We start from the raw sequence: 24,902 nt of genomic DNA on the forward strand, positions 1-24,902 counted from the left end.
AATACGGCCTGCCTTTTGCGATAAAAGGTTTTTTGCGTTATCTAGTTTAGTATTTTTGTATAAACCTAAGAAGAATGATCAAAACCCCATTGCGTATATTATTAGTTGAAGATGAAGAAACCGATGCGGTTTTAATCAAAAGACAAATTTCCAAAATCGTAGAAAATTCTGAGATAAAAGTAGCTGAAGATTTTCCTGCTTTCGAAGGGCTTTTTACCAGCTTCCTACCAGATTTAGTGATCTCAGATTATAACTTACCTAACGGGACAGGATTGGATGTGATGGAAACGGTAAAATCTATTGATGAAAATGTTCCACTAATTTTTATAACCGGAGCATTAGATGACGATGAGTTGGCTGCAGATACTATTCTTTCTGGCGCTTCAGGGTTTATACTTAAAAAGCACATGCCTGTTCTTAATGAAAAATTAGAACCACTTTTAAAACAAGTGGTTTATAATATGGTGCAGCACGAGGAATTGAGAGAGCAAATACGAAAGAATAAAATTGCTGTTCACCAAATTTATAGCTATCTAGATAATATGAAGGCAGATGATAAAGAGCAGCGTGAGAATATAGAGAAAATTAGAACTAATCTAGGTAAATTCAATATTGATGCTGAATAGTCTTAGAGTCGCCACAAAGGAATTACACGAGAACCTGGAAAAAGAAAATCTTGCCAGCCAGATTATTTCACACGAAATAAGCCTGGAAGATTATAAACTTTTATTGCTTCAAAATTATATTTCCTATAAAATTACCGAAACTGAAATAGCTAAATATCTTGAATCATATCAATCGGATAAAACCGATCAATTGTCAAAAGATCTGCACAATCTTAATGTAGAAACAAGTATTGCTGAAAAGTTCAACGGCAAATTCAAAATAACTTCTTACGAAGAAGCTTTAGGTGCATCTTATGTTGTTTTAGGCTCAGCGCTTGGTGGAATTTATATTTCTAAAGAACTTCCAAATTGCCCTGCCTTAAATGAAATAGAGAAACCTCATTTCTTTAATGGCGAAAGGGATGGTGTGAAATCCTGGAATAAATTTGTAAAAGAATTAAAAGCTGAAGATTTTTCAGAAATTCAGAAACAGGAAGCTTCGCAAAAAGCCAGGGAAACCTTTGAATTCTTCGGACTGGTTTTTAAAGAAACCTCAGTAATTCCCCAATATAATTAATATCCATTTATTTTTTTTCTTACTTGTTTGTCGCGCCTTTTTATTTAGGTTTACCTGATAATGCGGATAGTAATCCGTCCAGAGGAATCTGAATACCTTGATCAAAATGTTTTCCTTATAAAATATTTACCGGGTTTTTTCTGAAGTAGTTTATTCAAAAGTATGTATTTTGAAACTGAGTTTGATAGGTATTAAGTTACTCTTTGTTGTTGAAAATCGTTTTTAATCTATTATTAAGTTTGAATCTATTATGAGAAAGATAAAATCCTTGATTTGCCTGTTTTTGGCGATTAGTTTTTATTTCCCTGCATTTTCGCAAACCGGTCGTACTCCGGTTATGGGCGAAAAAGGGATGGTGGTTACCAGCCATTATCTGGCTTCAGAAGTTGGTAAAGAAGTTTTGGTAAAAGGCGGTAATGCTGTAGATGCCAGTATTGCTACAGCTTTTGCGCTGGCTGTAACTTTACCTTCAGCAGGTAATATTGGTGGAGGCGGTTTCCTGGTTTATCACGGTAGCGACGGGCATAAGACTACATTTAATTTTCGTGAGAAAGCACCTTTAGCTGCTACCCCGAACATGTTTTTGGGAGAAGACGGTAAGATTAAAGAAAATTCCAACCATGAAGGTTTACTTTCGGTAGGGGTGCCCGGTACTGTGGCGGGGCTTTATAAAGCGCACCAAACAATGGGGAGTTTGTCCTGGCAAGAGCTTTTGCAGCCTGCAGTAGATTTAGCCGAAAACGGATTTGAATCTACTCATAATATGAATTGGTTTTTAAATTGGGTTAAAGATCACAAGAATGAAGAAATATATGTGGCTACTGCTAAAGCTTTTCTAAAGAATGGGGAAGAAATCTATAAACCGGGGGAAACCTGGAAGCAGCCAGAGTTGGCTGAAACTTTAAAAAGAATTCAGGAAAACGGTGCCGATGGTTTTTATAAAGGAAAAACCGCGAAATTGATTGCTGATTATATGAAAAAACACGGCGGACTTATTACCGAAGAAGATCTTGCCAAATATGAAGCAGAAGAATTAGAACCCGTTACCGGTACTTATCGTGGGCACGAAATTATTTCTATGCCACCACCTAGTTCCGGTGGTGTTGCGCTTATAGAAATGCTAAATATTTTAGAGAATTTTGATGTTGAAAATTCAGGGCATAATTCGGCTGCATCTTTACATTTACTTACGGAAGCAATGCGAAGAGGCTATGCAGATAGGGCTTTACATTTGGGAGATCCAAATTTTAATGCAGAAATGCCTATAGCTAAATTAATTTCAAAAGAATATGCAAAAGACCTGGCCGGCGGTATCGAGGTGAAAAAGGCTTCGGTAAGTGATTCAGCAAATTTTAATAATGCGCACTTACAATACGAAAGTCCGGAAACCACGCATATTTCTGTAGTAGATAAAGATGGAAATGTGGTATCCTTAACCTATACTTTAGAGCATAGCTACGGCTCCAAAATAACGGTAGAAGGGGCTGGTTTCCTTTTAAATAACGAAATGGGTGATTTTAATCCCATACCCGGCTATACAGATTCCCGTGGATTAATTGGAACCGCTCCTAATTTAGTAGCTCCTGAAAAACGCATGCTATCGAGTATGACGCCCACGATTGTAGCAAAGGACGGAAAACCTCTTATGGTAATTGGTAGCCCGGGTGGGAGAACTATAATAAATACTGTACTTCAGGTTATCGTTAATACTATTGACTATAAAATGAATATTGCTCAAGCTATCGAGTCGCCAAGAATTCATCACCAATGGCTTCCAGACCAAACCCGATTTGAGTACTGGGGAATTTCGCCCGATACCAAAAGAATTTATGAAGAGATGGGGCATGAAGTTTATGAAGGTGGAAATCAAGGCCAGGCGATGGGAATCTATATTGATGTTGCTAATAATCATATTTACGGCGCTGCCGATTCCCGTAGTTATGACGGAAGGGCGATAGGGTATTAATTGAATTTTATAATAACCTTAAAACTATTGGCGCAGATTTGTTTTATCTTTAATTGAAAAAATTAATCAATTTTAAAAGAAAAATTATGAGTCAACCAAAAGTAGCTGTGATATTTTATAGTGCCACAGGAACAAATCACCAACTAGCACAATGGGCAGGAGAAGCTGCTAAAGAGGCTGGAGCAGCTGAAGTAAGAGTGAAAAAAGTTCAGGAAACAGCCCCTCAGGAGGCTATTAATCAAAATGAAAGTTGGAAAAAGTATATTGAGGATAATAAGGGTTTCCCAACCGTAAGTCTTGATGATCTCGAATGGGCAGATGCTATTATTTTTAGCACTCCAACCCGATATGGAAACTTGCCATCACAACTTCAGTCTTTTTTCGATACCACCGGTGGACTTTGGTCTAGCGGTAAATTAGCTAATAAAATAGTTAGTGGGATGACTAGTGCAGCCAATCCGCATGGTGGGCAGGAAGCCACCTTACTTTCTTTGTATAAAACAGTGATGCACTGGGGTTCTATTATTGTTGCTCCAGGATATACAGATCCTTGTTTGTTTGAAGCCGGAGGAAATCCTTACGGAATAAGTGTCACCGCTGATGGAAGTACCCCTGGAGATAATATTAAAAAAGCAGTAAAACACCAGGTAACAAGAACGGTGGAAATGGCTTCTAAGTTTAACAGCTAATTAGTTAGCCAAAAAAAATATTCGTCATTGCGATCCTGATTTTTTTAGCGATCGTAATGGCGTTTTTTTATGTTTCAAAACAATTTATTATAAAACAAGTTCATTAAAAAGTCGGTTTAGGGTTTTATCGAGATCGTTGGTCATTCCCGGGTGTGGTCTTGAAGTTTGAATTATTGAACTGCGAACGGCAGTAAGCCACCTAAATCGAGAAGGCATATCTAATTGCGCAATTGGCCCTCCATTTTTATTTCCTTCACATACTTTTTTAAAAGAATCCAGGTTAGTACAAATTTCATCTTTGTCCAGATCTTTACAGAAAATACCTAAACGGCTTTCATCAACTTCAAATAAAGCTTTTAAAAACTTCGACTGCTTACTGAAAAGAATAACTCCCACATTTAGAAATTCTTCACGTTCTACTTTAGGTACCAACCTAATTACAGCATATTCATATAAGTGCTTCTCTTGCATTCTCTGCTTCTTTTAGAAAAATTTCTGAATGTGCGAGGCGGGTAATTAAAAACTTCGCGTAAACCTCTTTTATCTCTTCTTCAGTTTCTTCGGTATCTTGCCATTGCAACCACTCAGAAGGAATTAGTGATACAATTTCTCTAATTTTCTCTGGCGTAATATGTTTTCTACAAAATTCATCGGTTTCCTTTAATTTAGTGGCCCTTGGCAATAAAACGTGATCTTTAATAAAGCTGAAAGGGGTTTTGGCTTTTTCTTCAACATTTGTCCAGGAATGATGAAAATAAAAAGATGCGCCGTGATCTATAAGCCATAATTCTTTATGCCAAATAAGCATATTTGTATTTCTATAGGTGCGATCTACATTGGTAATAAAAGCATCTAGCCAAACAATTTTTGAAGCTTCAAATTCATCAACTTCAGTAACCACAGGATCAAAATTAATCGCAGCCGATAGAAAGTGCAAGGCAAGGTTTAGGCCCTGGCTGGCCTGTAATAGATCCTGAATTTCTTCATCGCCCTCTGTTCTTCCAAAGGCTTCATCTAGATTTGCATAAACAAGCTCCGGCACTTTAAAGCCAAGAGCTCGGGCAATTTCGCTTCCTAATAGTTCGGCGATTAAGGCTTTTACGCCGTGGCCAGCCCCCTTAAATTTAAGTACATATTTAAAATCATCATCGGCTTCGGTAAGAGCAGGCAGGGAGCCGCCTTCTCTAAGCGGGGTAATATACCGCGTAACCGTTACTGTTCTTAATTCAGCTTTTTTCATAGTTGTTATAAAGCATCAAAGTTAATGTTTATGGAACTATTCAGAAATATAAATTATAGCAGTGGTGATTTTTTAGAAATAAATCAAAGGACTATAAATGGTCAATAAGTTTATCTATAATTTTCTTAATTTGGAATCGAAACAAATCTTAGTTTATGAAATTGTGGTCTTATCTATTTTTAATGCTTCCCTGCTTTATCCTGGCGCAGAATAATGATTCTATGCAATATGATTTACATATAAAGAATGCCATGATTCTCGATGGATCTGGAGATGATGGATATACTGCTCACATCCTAATTCTTAATGATGAAATCGCTAAAATTGATAAGAATTTAAACTCTAATTTTAAGGCACATAAAACTATTGATGCTTCTGGCTTAATTGCAACTCCGGGGTTTATAGATTCTCACGCTCACGGAGATCCCCTGGAAACTCCAAATTTTCAAAATTTCCTGGCAATGGGCGTTACTACAATTAGCCTGGGGCAGGACGGTTATAGTCCAAAAGAAGAGAATTTAGAAGCCTGGTTCGATAAAGTGGCGCAGATGAAACCTGCAACTAATATCGCCATGTTTGTTGGGCATAATACGTTAAGACAACTTTCTGGCGTTAATTATGATACTTTGCCTAAAGAAAATGGTCTTTTAGCCATGGAGGGTTTACTGCAAAAAGCCTTTGATGCCGGCGTTTATGGGATGACTACCGGACTTGAATATAACCCCGGGAATTTTTCTAAAAGTGATGAATTAAAAAGACTGGCAAAAATAGTAGGAGAAAATAATGGCTTAATCATGAGCCATATGCGGAATGAGGATGACGTAAAGGTAGAAAATTCAATTAGGGAATTACTCTCACAGGGTGAATTTTGCCCGGTTCACGTTTCGCATATCAAATCGGTTTATGGAAAAGGGGAGAAACGGGCGGAAGAAATACTTAAATTACTGGATAGCGCAAGAGCCTCTGGAATTATGGTAACTGCCGATCTTTATCCTTATAACGCCAGTTATACTGGCATCGCTATAGTTTTTCCCGAGTGGGCGAAAAAACCGAACGATTTTCAAGAGGTAGCTAAAAACCGAAGAGAAGAACTTGAAAAATTTCTTCGGAATAAAATAGCACAGCGAAATGGGCCTGAAGCAACGTTAATTGGTTCAGGGAAATTTAAAGGGAAAAATCTAAAGCAGATTTCTGAAGAATTAAATAAAACTTTTGAAGAGGTGTTAATTGATGATATTGGTCCCTACGGTGCCGGTGGAGCTTATTTTATTGTGGATGAAGAGTTACAGGAAAGGCTGGTGCAAAATGATTTTGTAAATATTTGTAGCGACGGGAGTCCCAGTATGAGGCATCCTCGAGGCTACGGAAGTTTTGCAAAAGTGATAGAAACTTATGTGCTTGAAAAGGAACTTTTTTCTCTGGAAGAAGCAGTTCATAAAATGACCGGACTTTCTGCTGAAATTATTGGAATAGAAGACCGCGGTCTGATTAAGGAAGGGTTCAAAGCAGATCTACTGATTTTTGATCCGGAAGAAATTAGGGAAACGGCTACTTACGAAGAACCACATCAATTAGCAAAAGGCTTTAAACTTGTTTTTGTAAACGGAAAATTAGTAAAGCAAGAAGAGAATTTTTTAGAAGGGCGAAATGGTGAAATGCTAAAGAAAAATCATAATTAAAAGGAAACTTCAGGAAGCTCAATTACCTCTCCGGCAGCCATATTTTCCAGTTTTTCGTTCCCAATTCTCACACGCACCAACCTTAAAGTTGGAAAGCCAATAGCAGAAGTCATCTTCTTGACCTGTCGGAACTTACCTTCGGTTAGTGTTACTGAAATCCAGCTGGTAGGACCGTGGCGTTCGTCGCGTATTTTCTTTGCTCTTGTAGGAAATGTTGGTCGCTCTTTTAAGGCAAAAGCATCACAAGGCAGCGTCTCATAGCTTTTCCCGTTTATGCTTATTTCTACCCCAAGTCTTAACTTTTCGATTGCTTCCAGAGTTATTTCCCCATCAACCTGAACGTAATATTCTTTTTCAATTTTATTCCCGTTAATTTTGGCGCTAAGTTTACCATTGGTGGTGAGAAAAAGCAAACCTTCAGAATCCTGATCCAGGCGACCAACCGACATTGTGCCTTCTGGAAATTCGGCTAAGTCTCCCAGCAATTTTTTTTTCTTCCTGGGGCGTTCATTAGTAATAAACTGACTTAAGTAACCGTAGGGTTTGTAAATTTTGAAATGGCGATGCACAATATGATATTTAGCGAAGAACCAGTTTTTTAATCAAATCTTTTCCTAATTCCCGGTTTAGCATGGCAATGATCTTTTCTTTTCCATAACTTAATTCCTCCCTCAACACCGAAGAGCTTAATTGCACGAAAAGCGTATCATTTTGAAGTTTGATGCCTGTAGTATATTTTTGAATCGCGGGCCCCATTTCCCGATACCAAACATCTTTAACACTAATTTTATCTAACCCGCCCTGTAGTTTATTGCGATCTACAAATTCCTGCAAAACTTCGCTTAAACTTTGATTTTCACTATTTCTCTTATTCATCTTCATCTAATAAGGAGGTAAATTTTGTATAATGATATATTTTTCCGTCTCTATTTAGTACGCTAAATTTATCTTCTTCAGCTGAAATTACAGTTTCTTTCCACTCGTCGAAAGCTGTTTTGTAGTAGAGGTTTAAACTATCGTTCTCAATTTTTGCTGAGATCTCTTTTTTGTCTTCGCTTGTTTTGAAACTTCCGTCAAATTGAGGTTTTACTTTTTTGCGAAAACCCTCATTGCCATCAAACTCCATATAATCTATGGTGGCATTTACTTTATAGTTTACTACCGAATCTTCAGTAACTTCTACACGGTCAATTTCCCAATAGCCGGTTAGATGTTGCAATTGTTCTTCAGGATTATTTTTTTGGCATCCTAAAAGTACGATTCCGCATAGGAAAAAAAGAATTTTTTTATTCACAATTTAAAGAGTTTATAGGTTTGATTACTGCTTTTTACCACGGCTTCAGTCCTGTCAGCATGCGTATCGCTAATAAAAATTTGGCCTAGTTGATCTGTGGCCACCAAAGCTACAATATGTGCTACTCGTTGTTCGTCTAATTTGTCGAAAATATCATCGAGCAAAAGAATAGGGTTTACCTTGCTAATCGCTTTTATAAAATCGAATTGCGCAAGTTTAAGAGCAACCAAAAAAGATTTCTGCTGGCCCTGGGAGCCAAATTTCTTAATAGGATGGCCTTCAATTTCAAAACTTAGATCGTCCTTATGGGTACCTACGCTTGTATATTGCAAAGCCATATCTTTTTGAAGGTTTGCTTCAAGTAAATCTCCTAAGTTGCTATCAAACAGCTGACTTTTATAATTAATATCTACCCGTTCTTTGTTTTTGGTGATATCGGCATAGCGTTTATTGAAAATAGGAATGAATTCTTCTAAAAAGGTTTTTCTTTTCTCAAAGATGTGCTGGCCAAGTTCATTAAGTTGAAGATTATAAACTTCTAGCGTATCGCGATCAAAACTACGGTTTGCTGCAAAATATTTTAGTAAAGAATTACGTTGAGCGGTAATTTTTCCATATTGAATAAGTTTATTTAGATAAACATTATCGCTTTGTGAAATTACCCCGTCCATAAACTTACGACGGGTTTCGCTGCCTTCGATAATGAGGTCACGATCGGCGGGTGAAATAATTACAGTTGGAATAAACCCAATGTGATCACTAAATTTTTCGTAAGCTTTATTATTCCTTTTAATAACTTTTTTTTGACCTCGCTTGGCACTTACTAATATATGTTCTTCTTTTTCTGATTTTTCAAAATGACCATCTACAACAAAAAAATCTGCATCATGGTTTATATTTTGACTGGTAATTGGGTTGAAATAACTTTTACCAAAAGCTAAATGATAAATACTATCTAGAACGTTGGTTTTGCCAACCCCGTTATTGCCTACAAAACAATTTATTTTAGTATCAAACTCGAAAGAAGCCGAATCCAGGTTTTTGTAATTTACTAAAGAGAGATTTTTTAAAAACATAAAATGCTGTTATTCAGCTTTTTGATATTTGTGTAATGTAATTCTGAAAGTAAAGCGAATGACCCGAAAATATTAAAAAAATACAAATAATTTCCCTTTTAATTTTGAATAAAAATCATATTTTTGCCACGCATTAAACAGTTTTTATGGCAACTTACAAGAAAAAAGGATATAAACCATCTAATAAGGAAGAACAGCAAAATCAAGTAGAGGATGAATCTACAACAGCTGAAGTATTTAACACTCTGGATGAAGGTGCCGGCAGGACCGAAACCTGGGTAGCAGAGAATCAAAAGTACATCTATATTATTGTTGGTGTGGCTATCGTGGCTGTTTTGGGTTATTTGGCCTATGAACGTTTTGTAAGTGAACCTAAACAGGAAGAAGCAGCCAATGAAATGGCACAGGCACAAAATTATTTTGCTTCTGCCTTAAACTCTTCTGGAGCGCAGCGCGACTCACTTTTTACTATGTCTTTAAATGGAGGTGAAGGTAAATATGGTTTTCTTGATATTATAGATAACTACGGAAGTACTGACGCAGCAAACCTTGCGACTTACAATGCCGGTTTCGCATATTTGAACACCGGTAATTATCAGGAAGCTATTAACTACCTTGAAGACTTTAAAAGTGATGATGAAGTTTTAGCAGCTTTAGCTACGGGAGGAATAGGAGATGCCTTTATGCAATTAGAACAACCGGAAGAAGCTTTAGATTACTATGATAAAGCGGCTTCAATGCGATCTAATGAATTTACAACACCAAAATTTTTACTAAAAGCAGCTATTACCGCATTAGAGGTAGGGCAGCCAGCAGAGGCAGAACAGTACCTTCAGCAGTTAAAAGATGAGTATCCCGAAGCTCCTGAAGCGGAAAAGGTACCAGTCTACATGGGGCAGGCTCGTGCTTCAAAAAAATAATTATGGCAACAGCAGGAAATAACCTTTCAGATTACGATAAAAATAAACTTCCCGATGCGAGTGATTTTCGCTTCGGGATTGTTGTTTCAGAATGGAACGACAAAATTACCGAAGGCCTCTATGAAGGTGCTTACAATGCACTTATAGAAAACGCCGTACAACCAAAAAGGATTGTTCGTTGGAATGTCCCCGGCAGTTTTGAGCTCATCTACGGTTGTAAAAAAATGCAGGAAAGTTTTGATATGCTAGACGCCATCATCGCCATAGGTAGCGTGATAGAGGGTGAGACCAAGCATTTCGATTTTGTATGTGAAGGTGTAACCCAGGGAATTAAAGATCTTAATGTTCAAAACGATACTCCAATTATTTTTTGCGTTTTAACCGATCAAAATATGCAGCAAGCCATTGATCGTAGTGGTGGGAAACACGGTAATAAGGGTACTGAAGCTGCTATTGCCGCTATTAAGATGGCAAAACTACGCCAGGACGCCAGGTATTAATTTCTGGTATATATCGGCATTATTCTTGTTGATTCCTTTTTAAACTCTTTGGCTTCGGTTTTTGAAGCAATTTGAGTAAATTTGATCACCACGAAAAATCAGCATATTTTGAAACTCAAAGTTTATAAACCAAGAAAGAATGCCCGTTATAATTACACCCCTCGCTATTACAAGGGGAAGGACACGGGTAATATTTATAGTTTTGATTCAAAATTCAGCAAGTATAAAGAAACTACCAACGCCATAGATTTTGGTTCCCAATGGGCCGAAGTACGAAAATCCAGTAGAACACGCGGTAATCGTGAAATCAACAAGCGCTTGCTTATTATTATTATGGTGCTGGTGCTTATTTTCTTATGGATAATTGACTTCGATCTGTCTATCTTTTCCAATCAGCCTTAAATGTCAGATATAATTCAACTTTTACCAGACCATGTAGCGAACCAGATTGCTGCCGGGGAAGTGGTGCAAAGACCAGCTTCTGTTGTGAAAGAATTGGTAGAGAATGCTATTGATGCCGGTTCTGAAAGTATTCAGGTAGTGATTAAAGATGCCGGAAAGACACTTATCCAGGTAGTTGATGATGGAAAGGGAATGAGTCTTACCGATGCCCGAATGAGTTTTGAGCGTCACGCTACCTCAAAAATTAAAGCTGCTGAAGATCTTTTTAGTTTACAAACCAAAGGTTTTAGAGGGGAGGCTTTGGCTTCTATCGCGGCGATTGCTCACGTAGAATTAAAAACGAAGCCCGGGGATGATGAAGTGGGCACGCAAATTAAAATTGAAGGCAGTAAAGTAACCAGTCAGGATGTTTGTGTCTGTCCTAAGGGAAGCTCGGTAAGTGTAAAAAACCTATTTTATAACATTCCGGCACGAAGAAATTTTCTGAAATCAGATTCCGTAGAAACAAGGCATATTATAGATGAATTTCAACGTGTGGCTTTAGCACATCCACAAATTACTTTTTCTTTATTTCATAATGGAAGTGAACTTTTTCAACTTCCTGAAACCAATCACAGGCAACGAATTACAAATATTTTTGGTGGAAAGACCAATGAAAAACTGGTTCCGGTAACCGAAGAGACTGAAATTGTTGAAATTTCAGGATTTGTTGGAAAACCTGAATTTGCTAAGAAATCACGGGGAGAACAATTCTTTTTTGTAAATAATCGATTTATAAAAAGTCCTTACTTAAATCACGCCGTGGTAGCTGCTTTTGAGGGTTTATTAAAAGATAAATCTTATCCCAGTTATTTTCTTTTCCTCAAAGTAGATCCTAAAAGTATAGATATCAATATTCATCCTACCAAAACTGAAATAAAGTTTGATGATGAGCATGCGCTTTACGCTATTTTAAGAAGTGCGATAAAACATAGTTTGGGACAATTTAATGTAGCACCTGTTTTAGATTTTGATCGGGATGCGAATCTTGATACACCCTACGATTATAAAAATAGGTCGGCAGAAGTTCCGCAGGTAGAGGTAGACCGCAATTTTAATCCTTTCCAGGAAGAAAATGCCCGAACTCATAAAACAAATTCTAATTCCTTTTCTTCCGGTTTTAAAAGAGAACGAAGCGAAAGTTGGGAAAGTCTTTATTCAGGCCTTCAAACAGAAGATACACCCGAGCCGGATAGCGATTTTAGGGAAATTGAATTTGAAAGTGAAGAAGTAACCGGAAATTTATTTCAACCTTCGGAAGATTCACAAGAAAAATCTACCTTTCAGCTTCATAAAAAATATATAGTAAGTACGCTTAAAAGTGGAATTTTGGTGATAGACCAACACCGGGCGCATACTAGAATACTTTATGAAGAAATGCTGAAAAATATTACCGTTTCAGCCGCGGTGAGCCAACAATTGCTGTTTCCGCTTAATCTTCAGTTTAATAATCACGAGGTAGAAATATTAAAGGAGCTAAAAGATTCGCTGGAACAAACAGGATTCGTATTTTCAGAAGTAAAAAGTGATTCCGTAGAAATTGTGGGAATTCCTACTTTAATTTCGGAAAGCGAAGTTGAAATATTACTGGAACAACTTATTGCCGATTTTGAAAACGATGTGCCAGATAATGGTTTTTCACAAACCGATTTGCTGGCAAAGTCACTGGCAAAAGGAATGGCTGTAAAATCTGGAACGCTTTTAAACAATACCGAGCAACAACATATCGTTAACCGATTGTTTGCTTGTAAAGAACCTGGGTTAAGCCCGTCTAACAGATCGGTTTTCGTTACTTTAACGGTAGACGAGCTGGATAAAAAATTTATGTAAATGGGAAGAATTACCGATACTGTAAAAGTACTTTTAATCATCAATATTATTTTTTTTGTTGGTAGCCAGTTTCTTGGAGATTATGCTTATCAATTATTTGCGCTTTGGTTTTTTGAAAGCGAGAATTTTATGCCGTGGCAGTTTGTGACCCATATGTTTATGCACGGCAGCCTGATGCATATTATTTTTAATATGTATGCTCTGTGGGCCTTTGGTGGACCTATTGAACAAATGCTGGGACAGAAGAAATTTATTTTCTTTTACTTTTCTGCGGGGCTGGGAGCCGCATTTTTACATACGCTGGTAAATTATATAGAATTTAAAACCGGTTATAATGCCTTGCTGGATGCCGGGATGAGTATGGGAAGTATAGAACAATTGATCAAAACCGGTGAATATTCTACAGCCATATTAGATTCGGTGCCAAAAGAAACTTTGCAGGACTTATATCAAAGTGTGAATACTCCTGCGGTAGGAGCATCTGGAGCTATCTACGGAATTCTTGTTGCTTTTGGGATGATGTTCCCCAATGTAGAATTATTCCTTTTATTTGTACCGGTGCCTATTAAAGCGAAATACTTTATTCCTGTTTTAATTTTAATCGATTTATTTTCAGGATTAACAGGATATTCGTTATTTGGTGGAGGTGTTGCTCACTTTGCACATATTGGTGGCGCACTGTTTGGCTTTATTATGATGTGGTACTGGAAGAAAAACCAGTTTAACCAAAATCGCTGGGATTGATGAAAGGATCTGATAAATTAAGATATAAACTGCAAACTGCAACGGTAGTTGAGAAGCTAATCGCAATTAATGTGCTGGTTTTCTTATTGTTCTTTTTATTTAGAACGATTGCTTATTTATTTCAGTTGCCATCAGATTTTTTATTGGAATGGTTTGTTTTTCCTAAAGAACCGGGAGAGTTTATATTTAAGCCCTGGTCTATAATTACATATTCATTTTTACACGGTGGGATATGGCATATCCTTTCTAATATGCTTATTTTATATTTCTCTGGAATTTATTTTTTAAACTATTTTTCGCCAAAAAGATTGCTCAATTTCTTCTTCCTGGGAGTGATCATGGGAGCCCTGGTTTATATGTTAAGTTATAATTTATTTCCCGCTTTTGAAACTACTGGACGGTCTTACCTTATAGGAGCATCGGCCGGAGTAATGGCGGTTCTTGTAGGTATTGCAACTTATATCCCCAACATGCGGGTTAGACTACTTTTAATTGGAAGTATTAAATTCTGGTATATTGCTGCTTTTTTAGTAGCCCTGGATATCATTCAAATCCCTATGAGCAATGCCGGTGGGCATTTGGCTCATCTTGGTGGGGCGGCTTTGGGCTATGTTTATACCAAACAGCTGCAAAAAGGTAACGATATTGGCGCCTGGTTTGAAAAGATTATGGATAGTTTTACTGGTCTATTTAAAACCACAGATCGAAAGCCTAAAATGAAAACCGTTTATCGCAAAACAAATAAAAAATCAGCTGCTCCAGAGCGTAAATCCACTTTTTCCCGAACACTTGATAAGGATGAAAAGCAAAAACAAATTGATGCTATATTAGACAAAATAAGCAAAAGTGGTTATGATAGTTTGAGCAAAAGTGAAAAGGATTTTCTTTTTAAAGCCGGTAAAGAAGATTAGATGAAAAACCTCGGACTTCTGGATAAAATTATCTTTATCATTAATTCACTGTTTGCAACGGCATTATTATTATCTTATTTACTTGCTTTTATTCCCCCAAAATCATTTCCCTTACTTTCTGTATTAAGTCTTGGAGTTCCTGTGTTAATCCTTATAAACCTGGTTTTTATGGTTTTTTGGATCATAAGATTTAAGAAGCAGTTTTTATTGTCTTTAATTATTCTACTTATCGGTTATAACTATGTAACAAGTCTTTATCAGTTTAGTTCTAATAAGCAATCTTCTGAAGAGGAATTGAGCATTATGAGCTATAATGTTAGAATGTTTAATACTTACGGCTGGACCGATGAAAAGAATATTCCTGAGAAAATTACAAATTTTATAACTGAAAAAGATCCTGATATTTTGCTCACCCAGGAGCACACGGTAGACCAAACGAAGTTAAAAGAAATTTATCCTTATCATTTTGTACATAAGAAAGGAAGAAATTCTGAATTTGGATCTGCCATTTTTTCTAAGTATCCAATAATCCAGAGAATTTCTTTAGATTTTCCTCACGATGGTAATAATAATGCCATCTATACCGATTTATTGATAAAAGAAGACACGATTCGTGTTTTTAATGTGCATTTTCAATCACTTAATGTAAAGCCTGATATTGGCGCCTTGCGAAGAGAAGATTCTAAAAAGTTGCTGGGACGCCTTGGTTATGGCTTTAGCTTACAGCAGGAGCAGGCAGAAATGTTGATGGAAAAAGTGAATAAAACTCCTTACAGGACTATTGTGGCCGGGGATTTTAATAACACAGCATTTTCTTACATCTATGAATTTATAAATCCTAATGGTAGGTTTAAGGATGCATTTTTACATTCCGGGAAAGGTTTCGGTGAGACCTTTAAATTAACTGTATTTCCCTTACGTATAGATTTTATGCTCTTAGAGGAAAGAATAGAAATAAAGAACTTTGAGAGGTTTGAAGTAGAACTTTCTGATCACTACCCGATCTTAACCAGGTTTAAAATTTAACTTCCTGTTCTTCCAGAAAGTTTAAACTATTGGGTCCTTCATTAAAAATCAGGTCTAAAATACTTAAATCAGATATAAAACCGTGCTTGTCCTGGAAAACCTGGGTATAGTGCCCAAGATTAAATTTTTGTTCTGATTTAGCCTTAATTAAATAGCGGAGATCATTTTTATCTTGAGGATGAAGGATATAATCTGAAGTTTTATTGATTTCCAGATCCAACTGAAGGGCATCAGTTACAAACTCCAAACAGGCATAATTGAAATCTATTAAATACTCGAATTTTGTATGATAAAGGGGATAAACTTCATCTTCATAAAACTCAAAAAATGGAGAAGTTTGGTATGAGGCTTTTAAAGCACGCCAATGTTGCTTTTGCCATTCAAAATCGTTTTCAATTTTAACTTCTTTATATAACTGGTGTTTTCCTGCTTCCTTAGGCTCTCCAGTGAGTGTAGAGCGATGCCTGATAGGAATATTTAATAATAATTTCCCATTAGAATCATAAATATACATCCGGTTTCTATAAGTTTGTTTTTGATAATTGTCTTGGTTTTCAAAGAAAACTTTATCTGCTTTTACCAGCGCTACAAATTGAGAAACCGGCCCAAAATAGGCCGGATGTATAAGTATTTCTTTCATTTAAGCGTTTTTCCTGCGTTTTTTAAAGTAATTGAAAGCAATAATAATTACGACTAAAATAAGGAAATAGGGGAGGTAGGAGGTGGGTGTTGCATCTCCTTTCACGGTTGTAAAAACCCTATCCCATCTAATTTTATTAAAAAAGCCCTGTGCGTTAGCATCCCAACTCATCCATACAAAAACAGGTTTACCTACCACGTGGTTTTCAGGAACAAATCCCCAGGTACGGCTGTCTTCACTATTATGACGGTTATCACCCATCATCCAGTAATAATTCTGTTTAAAAGTATAAGAGTTTATGGGTTGGCCGTTTAATAAGACCTGAGTTCCGTTTAGGCTTAATTTATTATTTACACCCATTTCGCTGCCTTCGTAGGTTTCGATAACTCGTTTGTAGAAAGGCATAGATTCAGAAGTAAGTTCTACTGTTTCGCCTTCCTTGGGTATATAAATTGGGCCCATGTGATCGTTATTCCAGTTTAATTTTCCATTATTTGGGAAAATGCTGCGATCTTTTGATCCTAAAGAATCAGAATATCTTTCGATACTCGTTACATTAGGATGGTTCTTAATTCTATTATAAGCCGATTCTGTTAGCGCTTTTATGTAGAATTGATTGGTATTAGGGTTATGATAATAACCATTTGTAATATCATATTCTTCATATAAATACCTAGGATTAAAACCATGCCCGTTCGATGTTCCAATATAAGTAAATTGTGTTTTTGCTCTACCTGGAAGTTGGAGTGGTTCATTATTTACAATTACTTTCCCTTCACTTACTTCAAGGCTATCTCCGGGAAGTCCAACCGCACGTTTTACGTAATTAGACTTTTTATCTATAGGTTTGTAATAATATTTTCCATCGCCGTATTGCTGAAATGCATTAACGGTATCTACCGGCCAGTTAAAAACTACAATATGGTTGCGCTCTATCTCTTCAAAACCCGGTAATCTCAAATATGGAATTTGCGGTTTGTTTAGATAAGATTTTATTCCTAAGCCCGGTATGGTATCGTGAACCATGGGGAATGCTACTGCAGTTCTAGGTAACCTGGCACCATAATGAAACTTACTTACAAATAAGAAGTCCCCAACCAGTAAGGTTTTTTCTAAAGATGAAGTAGGAATGGTAAATGGCTGCATGACATACGTATGCACTATAGTTGCGGCAATTACGGCAAAGAGTATAGAGCTAATCCACTCACCGGCCGCTGTTCTTGGTTTTAAACTACGATCTTTAATATATTTTACATCGGTAGCATAATTGATATAATAAATATAAAAACCTAATGTAAGAATAGCTAAAAGGGTGTCTGTAGTACTGTGACGCCCATAACTTCTAATGGTTTCAACCCAAATTACAGGGAACATAATTAGGTTTACAATGGGTATAAATAGAAGAATTACCCACCACCACGGCCGGTTGATTATCTTCATTAAAATTACAGCATTGTAAACAGGAATTGCGGCTTCCCAGGCATGTCTACCTGCTTTTTTATAAAGTTTCCAGGTACCTGCAAAGTGAATAACCTGAACCAGCAGAAAAAACAGAAACCATTGTGTAAACGTCATATTTTTATTCTTTGCTTATTAGTAACAAAACTTAGAAAATGTTACTCAAAAAATGAGTTTAGGAATTTTCTGTTACTTGTATTTCTTTGCATTTATAGTTTTCTATAAATTTTTTAGCTGACTGGCTAATACATCTTTCATGGTGAAGATGCCCTTTTTGTCTTTAATCCATTCGGCAGCAATTACTGCGCCTAAAGCAAACCCCTGGCGAGAATGTGCAGTATGCATAATTTCTATAGAATCTATTTTAGATTTGTAAGAAACGGTATGGGTACCAGGAACATCGTCTATTCTTCCTGCTTTAACCGGAATTTCATCTTCTTCAGCGTGATCTAACTGCCAGTTGTTCTTCTTGTCGTTTTCGGCAATTATTTGTTGAGCCAGGCTAATTGCAGTCCCACTAGGAGCGTCTTGTTTCTGGGTATGATGAATTTCTTCAATTTCTACGGTGTAGTCGTCCATGCCATTCATCATTTTTGCAAGGGTTTTATTCAATTCAAAGAAAAGATTTACACCCACACTAAAATTTGAAGCATAAATGAATGCGCTATCTTCTTTTTTACAAAGATCCACTGCTTTTTCATAATCATCTAACCATCCAGTTGTGCCACAAACCACCGGAATCTTATTTTTAAAACAAGTGGTGATGTTTTTATATGCTGCTTTTGGAACACTAAAGTCTATGGCAACATCAATCTCCATCTTCTCTATCTCGAATGTATCTATATCTTCTTCGAGTTTCAAAACAATTTCGTGACCACGGTTTAATGCAATCTCTTCTATGGTTTTACCCATTTTTCCGTATCCTAAAAGTGCTATTTTCATTTTTGCTTTTTATTCTAAAATCTGTAATTTAATGATAATCCATACTGGGATTTTCCCGTAAAATTATTAAAATCTAAATTTGGTTGTAAGCTTAAATCTTCGCTAACATTAAATTGCTGCAAATGCGCATCTACATTAGCATCTATTATATTTAAAATATAGAATCCAGCGGTTACTAAAATTGAAATTTCTTTATTTTTTCTATATAATTCCTGGGCTCTTATAAGTGCAGCGTCAGCTATTTTTTGGTCACCATTTATAGTAAACTCATCATCTCTGCCAGCGAGCCTGTTTTTATAAGCGTCCCTATAGCGATTCCATTGTTTATCGTTGGCTATATAAAAATAAACTCCGGTACCAATTCCCGCATATACGAGCGGGATTTTCCAATAACGACCATTGTATGCCTGTCCTAAACCCGGTAATATTGCGGAATAAAATGCAGCCTTAGCCGGTGCCAGGGCATTATAAGGTTTATAATCCTTTTCTTCTGATTCTTCTGAAATACTTTCTTCAATTTTAGGGTTTTCAGATATTAAAGTGTCTTCTTGTGCAGTTAGTGAAATCACAAACAACAAAAAGAAAAGCATCGTAAATACCTGACTAATCTTCACCCTGGATAAGTTTTTTTAACCGAATAAAATCTTCTTCAGAAGTAAAGGGAATACTTAGTTTTCCTGAACCTTTTTTAGTGACTTTTACGTCTACTTTTGTCCCAAGATATTCTGAAAATTCTTTAATTCCTTTTTTATAAGAAGTAGGAACGGCAGGTGTTTTCTTGGAAGTTTTTGAAGTTTTATCGCCTTCATTTACTTCACGTACCAGTTGCTCAGTTTCCCTAACAGATAAGGATTTCTGAAGTATTTTTTCGTAAATATCCAGTTGCTTTTGTGGATCGCTAACATTTATAAGTGCACGACCGTGCCCCATACTCATAAACCCATCTCGCATTCCCGTTTGAATTATTGGATCTAATTTTAAAAGTCGTAAATAATTGGCGATGGTAGAGCGATTTTTACCAATACGCTCACTAAGTTGTTCCTGGGTAAGATTTATTTCGTCTATTAAACGCTGGTATGAAAGTGAAATTTCTATGGGATCTAAATCCTGGCGTTGAATATTTTCAACCAAAGCCATTTCTAAAGATTCCTGGTCGTTTGCAATTCTTATATATGCCGGGATGGTTTGTAAACCAATAAGTTTTGAAGCTCTGTATCGTCTCTCTCCCGAAACTAACTGGTATTTGTTAAAGTCCAGTTTTCTAACTGTAATAGGTTGAATCACTCCAAGCTCCCTAATAGAAGAGGCTAATTCCTTAAGATTATCTTCGTTAAAACTGGTTCTTGGCTGGAACGGATTTACCTCAATTGATTCTAAGTCCAGTTCAACAATATGCCCAACCAGTTTGTCGGCATTTTTATCTTCTGCAGATTGTATATCGTTTTGCGGATCTTTCAACAATGCTGAAAGTCCACGTCCTAAAGCTTGTTTTTTTGTTGCCTTCGCCATCTTCTACGAGTTTTTCTTTATAATTTCATGCGCCAGGCTCAAATAATTGCTGGCTCCTTTACTGCCCGCATCATAGTTAATAATGCTTTCCCCATAACTTGGGGCTTCACTTAAACGCACATTTCTTTGAATGATTGTATCAAAAACCATCTCGCCAAAATGCTTTTGCACTTCTTCTACAACCTGGTTTGACAGCCTTAAACGAGAATCGTACATAGTAAGTAACAAGCCTTCTATATCTAATTTGTTATTATGAATCTTCTGAACGCTTTTAATGGTATTCAATAATTTTCCCAAACCTTCTAAAGCAAAATATTCGCACTGGATAGGAATTACAACAGAATCTGATGCTGTTAGAGCGTTTAATGTCAATAGGCCCAGAGAAGGAGCGCAATCGATTAGGATATAATCATACAATTCTTTTAAAGGTGTGATAGCCTTTTTCAACATAGACTCCCTTTGGTCCTGGTCTACCAGTTCAATTTCTATAGCTACAAGGTCTATGTGCGCCGGGATAATATCAAGATTTGGGGAACTGGTCTTTTGTATGCATTCTTCTGGAGCTATCGAGTCTTCAAAAAGCTGGTAAGTACCTAATTCAACTTCTTCCACGTCAATTCCCAGTCCGGAAGTAGCGTTGGCCTGTGGGTCTGCATCTATTAACAATACTTTCTTTTCAAGTACTCCAAGTGAAGCGGCAAGGTTTACCGAGGTAGTGGTTTTACCAACTCCTCCCTTTTGGTTTGCAATAGCAATGATTTTACCCATTAAGTCTCTATGATTTTTGAAGGGTAAAAATACAATTTATTACAGGTTTATAAAATGATTTTGTTAACAGCTTATACATAAAAAACCGATTGCTACCATTAAGAGGTTACAATCGGTTTAAAATTAGTTAGTTTTGTGTAAACCCGGCTTTATTCTCCGGCTTCTACAGCTTCACCATCAGTTTTTTCGGGCATTAATACACCCAGTAAATAATTTTCATTTAAATATTTGTTCGCTACTTCCTTAATTTCTTCTTTAGAAAGCGCAGCTACCTTTTCTTCATATTTTAAGATCTCGTCAATCTCTCTTTCTTCCATATCGGCAGTTTCTAGCTGGCTCAACCAAAAACGATTCTCCTGAAGTTGATCTTTGCGCTGTACCAAAAAGGTTTCTTTAATTTTTTCAAGATCCTTATCGGTTGGGCCGTTTTCTTTAATTTTTTCAACTTCGGCAAGTGCAGCTTCAGTTAAACTTTCTACATTTTCAGGCCCACAAGGGAAAGAGATATTAAAGCTGTAAGATCCGTAAGGAATCTTGCTTAGGTTACCACGGGCGCCAACTCCATAAACACCGGCTTCTTCTTCTCTAAGTTGTTCTACCAGTTTTATGGTTAAAATCTCACCAAGAGCTTTCATAGTAAAGTCTTCTTCAGCCTTATAATTGGTTTCCCCATTCCAAAGGATATTTACCATACTTTTTGGATCGGTTCCTTTATAAACCACTTTTTTATCTCCTGAAGTTGCTGTTCTAAATTCTGGTACTTTAAATTCTTCCTTTTCTTCAGAAGAAGGTAAGCTTGCGATATAAATAGAAGCAAATTGTTTTACCTTATCTTCATCTATATTACCAACAAAATAAAAAGTAAAATCCCCGGCATTCGCGAAGCGTTCCTGGTATTTTTTATAAGCCAGGTCATAATCCTGAGAATCGTATTTCTCTGGAGTTGGGAAGCCTACATATCTAGAGTTTCCTTCATTTCTAAATTTACCTAATTCGTTCTGAAAATAGAAATTAGGATTAGACATTAAATTTCCTAAAAATGCTTTTTGTTTATTCACAAAAGCGGTGTAAGCTTCTTCGTCCTTATTTAGATCGGTAAAGTATAAATGAACCATTTGGAATAAAGTTTCCAGGTCTTTTGGAGTTGAAGAACCGCTGAAACCTTCCGTATATGAAGAGATATCAGGGCGTACCTGCACAATTTTTCCGCTCATCATTTTATTGAGATCATTTACGGAAAGATCTGCAATTCCTGCCTGAGAAAGACCGCTATTGGCTAAAGAAGTATTTAAATAATCTTCATCTGAATACAATGAAGTTCCTCCCATACTTTTTGCACTAAAAAGGATTTCGTCGTTTTTAAAATCGGTTTTCTTGTAAACCACTTCAGCGCCATTACTAAGTTTTAGTCGGGTAAAACCTACTTCATCATTGGTTTCTGTTTCTACCACGCTACCAGCATTAGGCATTTTTGTGATTAACTCGTCACGCAATGCTTCTTCTTCATAACTTGCAATTTCAGAACTTTTTATTTCGTCTAAAAGCGCCATAACTTCTTCTTCCTTTACCGGTTCCAAACCTTCTTTTTTAGGTCCGGTAAGAACGATCACGCGATTATCCTCATGAAGGAATTCAGAGATTAGTCCGTTTATTTCATTAAGATCTATTCCTTCCAGATTTTCCTGGGCAAAATTGTAACGCCATTCAGTTCCCGGAATAGGTGAGTTTTCAAGAAAATGACTTACGTATTGACTTACCAAACGGCCGCTTTCCTGTTTATCTCTGTCTTTATATTGTTGTTCTAATCTCGCTAAATATTCACTTTTAGCTCTCTTGAATTCACTTTCTGTAAATCCGTGGCGTTTCACTCGCTCATTCTCTTCCAATAATGCTTTAAGCGATTCTAATTGCTGATCTTCACCTGTCATGGCAAAAGACTGGTATGCATTTTTATTGCGGGCAAAAGTACCTCCATAATAAGAATAGCCGTAATTGAAAGGTGGATTTGAGCTGTTAGTAAGTTCGCTTAAACGATTATTGATCATTGTAGAAAAAAGACTTTTTTCCATTTGATCTATATAATCCTGTTTAGTAACTACGTCTTCAGATTCTTCGTGGTCTTTATAATAAACACGAACCTGTGAAAAAGGCGCTTCTTCATCTGAGGCTATAGAAACAAAAGTTTCTTCGTGATTAGGGAGATCATAAGTTTTTCTTTCTCTGGGATTTTCTACCGGTTTTAGATTAGAAAAATGTTCTTTGATCTTTTTTTCAATAGTTTCTACATCCAAATCTCCAACGGCTACCACTGCCATTAGGTCTGGGCGGTACCAGTCTTTATAAAAGTTACGAATCGTTTCGTAATCTGCTTCCTGGATCACCTCTTTTTTACCAATAGGAAGTCTGTCAGCATAATGTGAATTGTACATTACTTTTGGAAGGTATTCCTGCATCATACGTTTATCTGGGCCAAGGCCTAAACGGTATTCTTCCATAACCACACCGCGCTCTTCATCGATGTCTTCATCTGTCATTGTAGCTTTGTGTGCCCAATCCTCAAGAATTTGGAAACCGGTATTTAGGGTTTCTTCATCATCGCTGGGGATTGGAAGAATATAAACGGTTTCATCAAAACTGGTATATGCATTTAGATCGGCGCCAAATTTTACACCAATGCTTTGCAGGTAATCTACAAGTTCATTTTTTTCAAAGTTTTCAGTCCCGTTAAAGTTCATGTGTTCTACAAAGTGAGCCAAACCTTGTTGATCTTCATTTTCAAGAATAGAACCTGCGTTTATAACTAAACGAAGTTCTAATTTGTCTTCGGGACGTTCATTATTTCTAATATAATAGGTGAGCCCGTTATCCAGTTTCCCCATTTTGACCTTGGGACTCACCGGAATGTTTTCACTCTCCTGAGCTTGCAATCCCACATTGACTGCTAAGAAAAGAATTAATGAATTCAGTAATAATTTTTTCATTTAAATAGGTGTTATTGATTAATTGTGCAACAATATACAGTTTTTTGAATATTATCATCAATAGAATTAAATTTTTAGTTGAAAAAATTCTTGTGTGATTACTTAAATGAGAATAAAAAAGCCTGATACGTATATAAGTATCAGGCTTTTCAAAATTATATTCCAGGAAAGTTCTTAATTTCCTTTTTTCGATTTGATCATTGCTTCCAATTGGTCCCACATTTCCTCGGGAATTGCTTCAAGTAAATTGAACTGTCCGGCACCTTTTAGCCATTCGCCTCCATCTATGGTAATTACTTCTCCATTTACATAAGCAGAAAAGTCTGAAACCAAATAGGCGGCAAGATTTGCCAGCTCCTGGTGTTCTCCAACTCTTTTGAGCGGAACTTTTTTAGCCAAATCGAATTTATCTTTTAAATCTCCAGGTAATAATCTATCCCAGGCGCCTTTAGTAGGGAAGGGGCCGGGTGCAATTGCGTTGAACCTAATTCCGTATTTTGCCCATTCTACTGCTAAAGAACGCGTCATAGCCAAAACTCCTGCTTTCGCGGTAGCACTTGGCACTACAAAAGCAGAACCTGTCCACGCATAAGTAGTGACAATATTAAGTACCGTTTTATCTTTTTGTTTTGTATCTATCCAATGTTTTCCAAGCGCCATGGTACAATTTTTACTCCCTTTAAGCACTATATCAATAATGGTATCAAAAGCGTTAGCGCTTAATCTTTCAGTTGGAGAAATAAAGTTTCCTGCAGCATTGTTTAATAAAACATCTATGTTTCCAAATTCTTTTAGAACTTCATCACGCATGTTTTCTACCTGATCGTAATGCCTAACATCGCATTGAACCGCAAAACATTTACCTCCTGTTTCATTTTCAAGTTCTTTGGCGGTGTTTTGAAGTTTTTCCAGGTTTCTGGAAGTAATGGCTACATTAGCGCCAAGTTCCATAAAGTATTTGGTCATTGCTTTCCCAAGGCCACTTCCTCCGCCGGTTACGATAATCGTTTTGCCTTTCAAAGCATCGTCCCGAAGCATTTTTTTAGTAAAATCCATAATTTTTGAGTTATCGGTTATTAGTTATCAGTTGTCTGTTGTGATTGTAC

General features: G+C 36.6%; 26 protein-coding genes. 12 read left to right on the plus strand and 14 right to left on the minus strand.

Features of this window, described 5'->3' with window-relative positions; all coding sequences use genetic code 11:
• Positions 1-74 precede the first annotated feature (74 nt).
• The 4 genes from FG27_RS16625 to wrbA all read left to right on the plus strand — a co-directional run bounded on the left by FG27_RS16625 (position 75) and on the right by wrbA (position 3,837).
• The gene (locus FG27_RS16625; protein ID WP_037321109.1) at positions 75-626 is read left to right on the plus strand and encodes a response regulator; all 552 of its coding nucleotides are present in this window, start codon (positions 75-77) and stop codon (positions 624-626) included.
• Positions 616-1,182, plus strand: coding sequence for a biliverdin-producing heme oxygenase (locus FG27_RS16630; protein WP_051935909.1), 567 nt, complete (start codon positions 616-618; stop codon positions 1,180-1,182). The genes FG27_RS16625 and FG27_RS16630 overlap by 11 nt, the downstream gene beginning before the upstream one ends.
• A 250-nt stretch (positions 1,183-1,432) precedes the next feature.
• Positions 1,433-3,148, plus strand: a complete 1,716-nt coding sequence (ggt, locus tag FG27_RS16635) for a gamma-glutamyltransferase (RefSeq protein WP_037321111.1) — start codon at positions 1,433-1,435, stop codon at positions 3,146-3,148.
• Positions 3,149-3,234: 86 nt separating this feature from the next.
• Positions 3,235-3,837, plus strand: a complete 603-nt coding sequence (gene wrbA, locus FG27_RS16640; protein ID WP_037322417.1) for an NAD(P)H:quinone oxidoreductase — start codon at positions 3,235-3,237, stop codon at positions 3,835-3,837.
• An 87-nt stretch (positions 3,838-3,924) separates the two neighbouring features.
• On the opposite strand, the gene FG27_RS16645 is transcribed toward wrbA, so the two are convergent.
• Both FG27_RS16645 and FG27_RS16650 read right to left on the minus strand, forming a co-directional pair.
• Positions 3,925-4,308, minus strand: a complete 384-nt coding sequence (locus tag FG27_RS16645) for a DUF3037 domain-containing protein (protein WP_037321112.1) — start codon at positions 4,306-4,308, stop codon at positions 3,925-3,927.
• Positions 4,286-5,077: a HipA family kinase gene (locus FG27_RS16650; protein ID WP_037321114.1), complete on the minus strand. Its 792-nt coding sequence runs from the start codon at positions 5,075-5,077 to the stop codon at positions 4,286-4,288. The genes FG27_RS16645 and FG27_RS16650 overlap by 23 nt, the downstream gene beginning before the upstream one ends.
• Positions 5,078-5,232: 155 nt before the next feature.
• Between FG27_RS16650 and FG27_RS16655 the strand changes: the two genes are divergently transcribed.
• On the plus strand, positions 5,233-6,756 hold the full coding sequence (locus FG27_RS16655; protein ID WP_197051694.1) for an amidohydrolase family protein: 1,524 nt from the start codon (positions 5,233-5,235) through the stop codon (positions 6,754-6,756).
• On the opposite strand, the gene FG27_RS16660 is transcribed toward FG27_RS16655, so the two are convergent.
• The 4 genes from FG27_RS16660 to FG27_RS16675 are packed head-to-tail and all read right to left on the minus strand — an operon-like array spanning position 6,753 to position 9,126.
• On the minus strand, positions 6,753-7,325 hold the full coding sequence (locus FG27_RS16660) for a pseudouridine synthase (protein ID WP_037321116.1): 573 nt from the start codon (positions 7,323-7,325) through the stop codon (positions 6,753-6,755). The two genes, FG27_RS16655 and FG27_RS16660, sit on opposite strands and share 4 nt — an antisense overlap.
• A 10-nt stretch (positions 7,326-7,335) precedes the next feature.
• Complete coding sequence (locus FG27_RS16665; protein WP_037321118.1) at positions 7,336-7,632, minus strand: DUF721 domain-containing protein; 297 nt, start codon at positions 7,630-7,632, stop codon at positions 7,336-7,338.
• Positions 7,625-8,050: a lipocalin family protein gene (locus tag FG27_RS16670; protein ID WP_081912638.1), complete on the minus strand. Its 426-nt coding sequence runs from the start codon at positions 8,048-8,050 to the stop codon at positions 7,625-7,627. The genes FG27_RS16665 and FG27_RS16670 overlap by 8 nt, the downstream gene beginning before the upstream one ends.
• Positions 8,047-9,126: a DNA replication/repair protein RecF gene (locus tag FG27_RS16675; RefSeq protein WP_037321121.1), complete on the minus strand. Its 1,080-nt coding sequence runs from the start codon at positions 9,124-9,126 to the stop codon at positions 8,047-8,049. The genes FG27_RS16670 and FG27_RS16675 overlap by 4 nt, the downstream gene beginning before the upstream one ends.
• A 146-nt stretch (positions 9,127-9,272) precedes the next feature.
• Between FG27_RS16675 and FG27_RS16680 the strand changes: the two genes are divergently transcribed.
• The 7 genes from FG27_RS16680 to FG27_RS16710 all read left to right on the plus strand — a co-directional run bounded on the left by FG27_RS16680 (position 9,273) and on the right by FG27_RS16710 (position 15,498).
• Positions 9,273-10,046 carry a tol-pal system YbgF family protein gene (locus FG27_RS16680; RefSeq protein WP_037321123.1) on the plus strand — a complete coding sequence of 258 codons (774 nt, stop codon included), beginning with the start codon at positions 9,273-9,275 and terminating at the stop codon, positions 10,044-10,046.
• A gap of 2 nt (positions 10,047-10,048) precedes the next feature.
• Positions 10,049-10,546 (plus strand): 6,7-dimethyl-8-ribityllumazine synthase, encoded by a 498-nt coding sequence (ribH, locus tag FG27_RS16685; protein WP_037321126.1) that lies wholly within the window; start codon positions 10,049-10,051, stop codon positions 10,544-10,546.
• A 108-nt stretch (positions 10,547-10,654) separates the two neighbouring features.
• Positions 10,655-10,948 (plus strand): hypothetical protein, encoded by a 294-nt coding sequence (locus FG27_RS16690; RefSeq protein ID WP_156101252.1) that lies wholly within the window; start codon positions 10,655-10,657, stop codon positions 10,946-10,948.
• Positions 10,949-12,817, plus strand: coding sequence for a DNA mismatch repair endonuclease MutL (mutL, locus tag FG27_RS16695; RefSeq protein WP_037321128.1), 1,869 nt, complete (start codon positions 10,949-10,951; stop codon positions 12,815-12,817).
• On the plus strand, positions 12,818-13,561 hold the full coding sequence (locus FG27_RS16700; protein WP_037321130.1) for a rhomboid family intramembrane serine protease: 744 nt from the start codon (positions 12,818-12,820) through the stop codon (positions 13,559-13,561).
• On the plus strand, positions 13,561-14,472 hold the full coding sequence (locus tag FG27_RS16705) for a rhomboid family intramembrane serine protease (RefSeq protein ID WP_037321133.1): 912 nt from the start codon (positions 13,561-13,563) through the stop codon (positions 14,470-14,472). The genes FG27_RS16700 and FG27_RS16705 overlap by 1 nt, the downstream gene beginning before the upstream one ends.
• On the plus strand, positions 14,473-15,498 hold the full coding sequence (locus FG27_RS16710; RefSeq protein ID WP_037321135.1) for an endonuclease/exonuclease/phosphatase family protein: 1,026 nt from the start codon (positions 14,473-14,475) through the stop codon (positions 15,496-15,498).
• On the opposite strand, the gene FG27_RS16715 is transcribed toward FG27_RS16710, so the two are convergent.
• From FG27_RS16715 to FG27_RS16750, 8 genes are all read right to left on the minus strand, one after another.
• Positions 15,488-16,138, minus strand: coding sequence for a WbqC family protein (locus FG27_RS16715; RefSeq protein ID WP_037321137.1), 651 nt, complete (start codon positions 16,136-16,138; stop codon positions 15,488-15,490). The two genes, FG27_RS16710 and FG27_RS16715, sit on opposite strands and share 11 nt — an antisense overlap.
• Complete coding sequence (gene lepB / locus FG27_RS16720) at positions 16,139-17,713, minus strand: signal peptidase I (protein ID WP_037321139.1); 1,575 nt, start codon at positions 17,711-17,713, stop codon at positions 16,139-16,141.
• Positions 17,714-17,815: 102 nt separating this feature from the next.
• Positions 17,816-18,538: a 4-hydroxy-tetrahydrodipicolinate reductase gene (dapB, locus tag FG27_RS16725; protein WP_037321140.1), complete on the minus strand. Its 723-nt coding sequence runs from the start codon at positions 18,536-18,538 to the stop codon at positions 17,816-17,818.
• A gap of 14 nt (positions 18,539-18,552) precedes the next feature.
• Positions 18,553-19,152 (minus strand): DUF5683 domain-containing protein, encoded by a 600-nt coding sequence (locus FG27_RS16730; protein WP_081912639.1) that lies wholly within the window; start codon positions 19,150-19,152, stop codon positions 18,553-18,555.
• A complete protein-coding gene (locus FG27_RS16735) occupies positions 19,142-20,047 on the minus strand; it encodes a ParB/RepB/Spo0J family partition protein (RefSeq protein ID WP_037321144.1) in 906 nt (301 codons plus the stop codon). Before FG27_RS16735 ends, FG27_RS16730 begins: the two co-directional genes overlap by 11 nt.
• Before the next feature lie 3 nt (positions 20,048-20,050).
• Positions 20,051-20,815, minus strand: coding sequence for a ParA family protein (locus tag FG27_RS16740; RefSeq protein ID WP_037321146.1), 765 nt, complete (start codon positions 20,813-20,815; stop codon positions 20,051-20,053).
• Positions 20,816-20,964: 149 nt separating this feature from the next.
• Entirely contained in the window at positions 20,965-23,796 is a 2,832-nt protein-coding gene (locus FG27_RS16745) for a pitrilysin family protein (RefSeq protein WP_037321148.1), read from the minus strand.
• 174 nt (positions 23,797-23,970) lie between these two features.
• On the minus strand, positions 23,971-24,852 hold the full coding sequence (locus FG27_RS16750; protein WP_037321151.1) for an SDR family oxidoreductase: 882 nt from the start codon (positions 24,850-24,852) through the stop codon (positions 23,971-23,973).
• Positions 24,853-24,902: the final 50 nt, after the last annotated feature.

It is taken from the genome of Salegentibacter sp. Hel_I_6, from assembly GCF_000745315.1.
Lineage (GTDB): Bacteria > Bacteroidota > Bacteroidia > Flavobacteriales > Flavobacteriaceae > Salegentibacter.

What these genes read in the sequence shown, in the direction of transcription:
- lepB (WP_037321139.1), bottom strand. Translation starts at nt 17,713, where the DNA reads ATGACGTTTACACAATGGTTTCTGTTTTTTCTGCTGGTTCAGGTTATT.
- FG27_RS16625 (WP_037321109.1), top strand. Translation starts at nt 75, where the DNA reads ATGATCAAAACCCCATTGCGTATATTATTAGTTGAAGATGAAGAAACC.
- FG27_RS16645 (WP_037321112.1), bottom strand. Translation starts at nt 4,308, where the DNA reads ATGCAAGAGAAGCACTTATATGAATATGCTGTAATTAGGTTGGTACCT.
- FG27_RS16710 (WP_037321135.1), top strand. Translation starts at nt 14,473, where the DNA reads ATGAAAAACCTCGGACTTCTGGATAAAATTATCTTTATCATTAATTCA.
- dapB (WP_037321140.1), bottom strand. Translation starts at nt 18,538, where the DNA reads ATGAAAATAGCACTTTTAGGATACGGAAAAATGGGTAAAACCATAGAA.
- FG27_RS16630 (WP_051935909.1), top strand. Translation starts at nt 616, where the DNA reads ATGCTGAATAGTCTTAGAGTCGCCACAAAGGAATTACACGAGAACCTG.
- FG27_RS16680 (WP_037321123.1), top strand. Translation starts at nt 9,273, where the DNA reads ATGGCAACTTACAAGAAAAAAGGATATAAACCATCTAATAAGGAAGAA.
- ribH (WP_037321126.1), top strand. Translation starts at nt 10,049, where the DNA reads ATGGCAACAGCAGGAAATAACCTTTCAGATTACGATAAAAATAAACTT.
- mutL (WP_037321128.1), top strand. Translation starts at nt 10,949, where the DNA reads ATGTCAGATATAATTCAACTTTTACCAGACCATGTAGCGAACCAGATT.
- FG27_RS16750 (WP_037321151.1), bottom strand. Translation starts at nt 24,852, where the DNA reads ATGGATTTTACTAAAAAAATGCTTCGGGACGATGCTTTGAAAGGCAAA.
- wrbA (WP_037322417.1), top strand. Translation starts at nt 3,235, where the DNA reads ATGAGTCAACCAAAAGTAGCTGTGATATTTTATAGTGCCACAGGAACA.
- FG27_RS16745 (WP_037321148.1), bottom strand. Translation starts at nt 23,796, where the DNA reads ATGAAAAAATTATTACTGAATTCATTAATTCTTTTCTTAGCAGTCAAT.
- FG27_RS16740 (WP_037321146.1), bottom strand. Translation starts at nt 20,815, where the DNA reads ATGGGTAAAATCATTGCTATTGCAAACCAAAAGGGAGGAGTTGGTAAA.
- FG27_RS16735 (WP_037321144.1), bottom strand. Translation starts at nt 20,047, where the DNA reads ATGGCGAAGGCAACAAAAAAACAAGCTTTAGGACGTGGACTTTCAGCA.
- FG27_RS16665 (WP_037321118.1), bottom strand. Translation starts at nt 7,632, where the DNA reads ATGAATAAGAGAAATAGTGAAAATCAAAGTTTAAGCGAAGTTTTGCAG.
- FG27_RS16715 (WP_037321137.1), bottom strand. Translation starts at nt 16,138, where the DNA reads ATGAAAGAAATACTTATACATCCGGCCTATTTTGGGCCGGTTTCTCAA.
- FG27_RS16655 (WP_197051694.1), top strand. Translation starts at nt 5,233, where the DNA reads ATGAAATTGTGGTCTTATCTATTTTTAATGCTTCCCTGCTTTATCCTG.
- FG27_RS16675 (WP_037321121.1), bottom strand. Translation starts at nt 9,126, where the DNA reads ATGTTTTTAAAAAATCTCTCTTTAGTAAATTACAAAAACCTGGATTCG.
- FG27_RS16705 (WP_037321133.1), top strand. Translation starts at nt 13,561, where the DNA reads ATGAAAGGATCTGATAAATTAAGATATAAACTGCAAACTGCAACGGTA.
- ggt (WP_037321111.1), top strand. Translation starts at nt 1,433, where the DNA reads ATGAGAAAGATAAAATCCTTGATTTGCCTGTTTTTGGCGATTAGTTTT.
- FG27_RS16650 (WP_037321114.1), bottom strand. Translation starts at nt 5,077, where the DNA reads ATGAAAAAAGCTGAATTAAGAACAGTAACGGTTACGCGGTATATTACC.
- FG27_RS16700 (WP_037321130.1), top strand. Translation starts at nt 12,818, where the DNA reads ATGGGAAGAATTACCGATACTGTAAAAGTACTTTTAATCATCAATATT.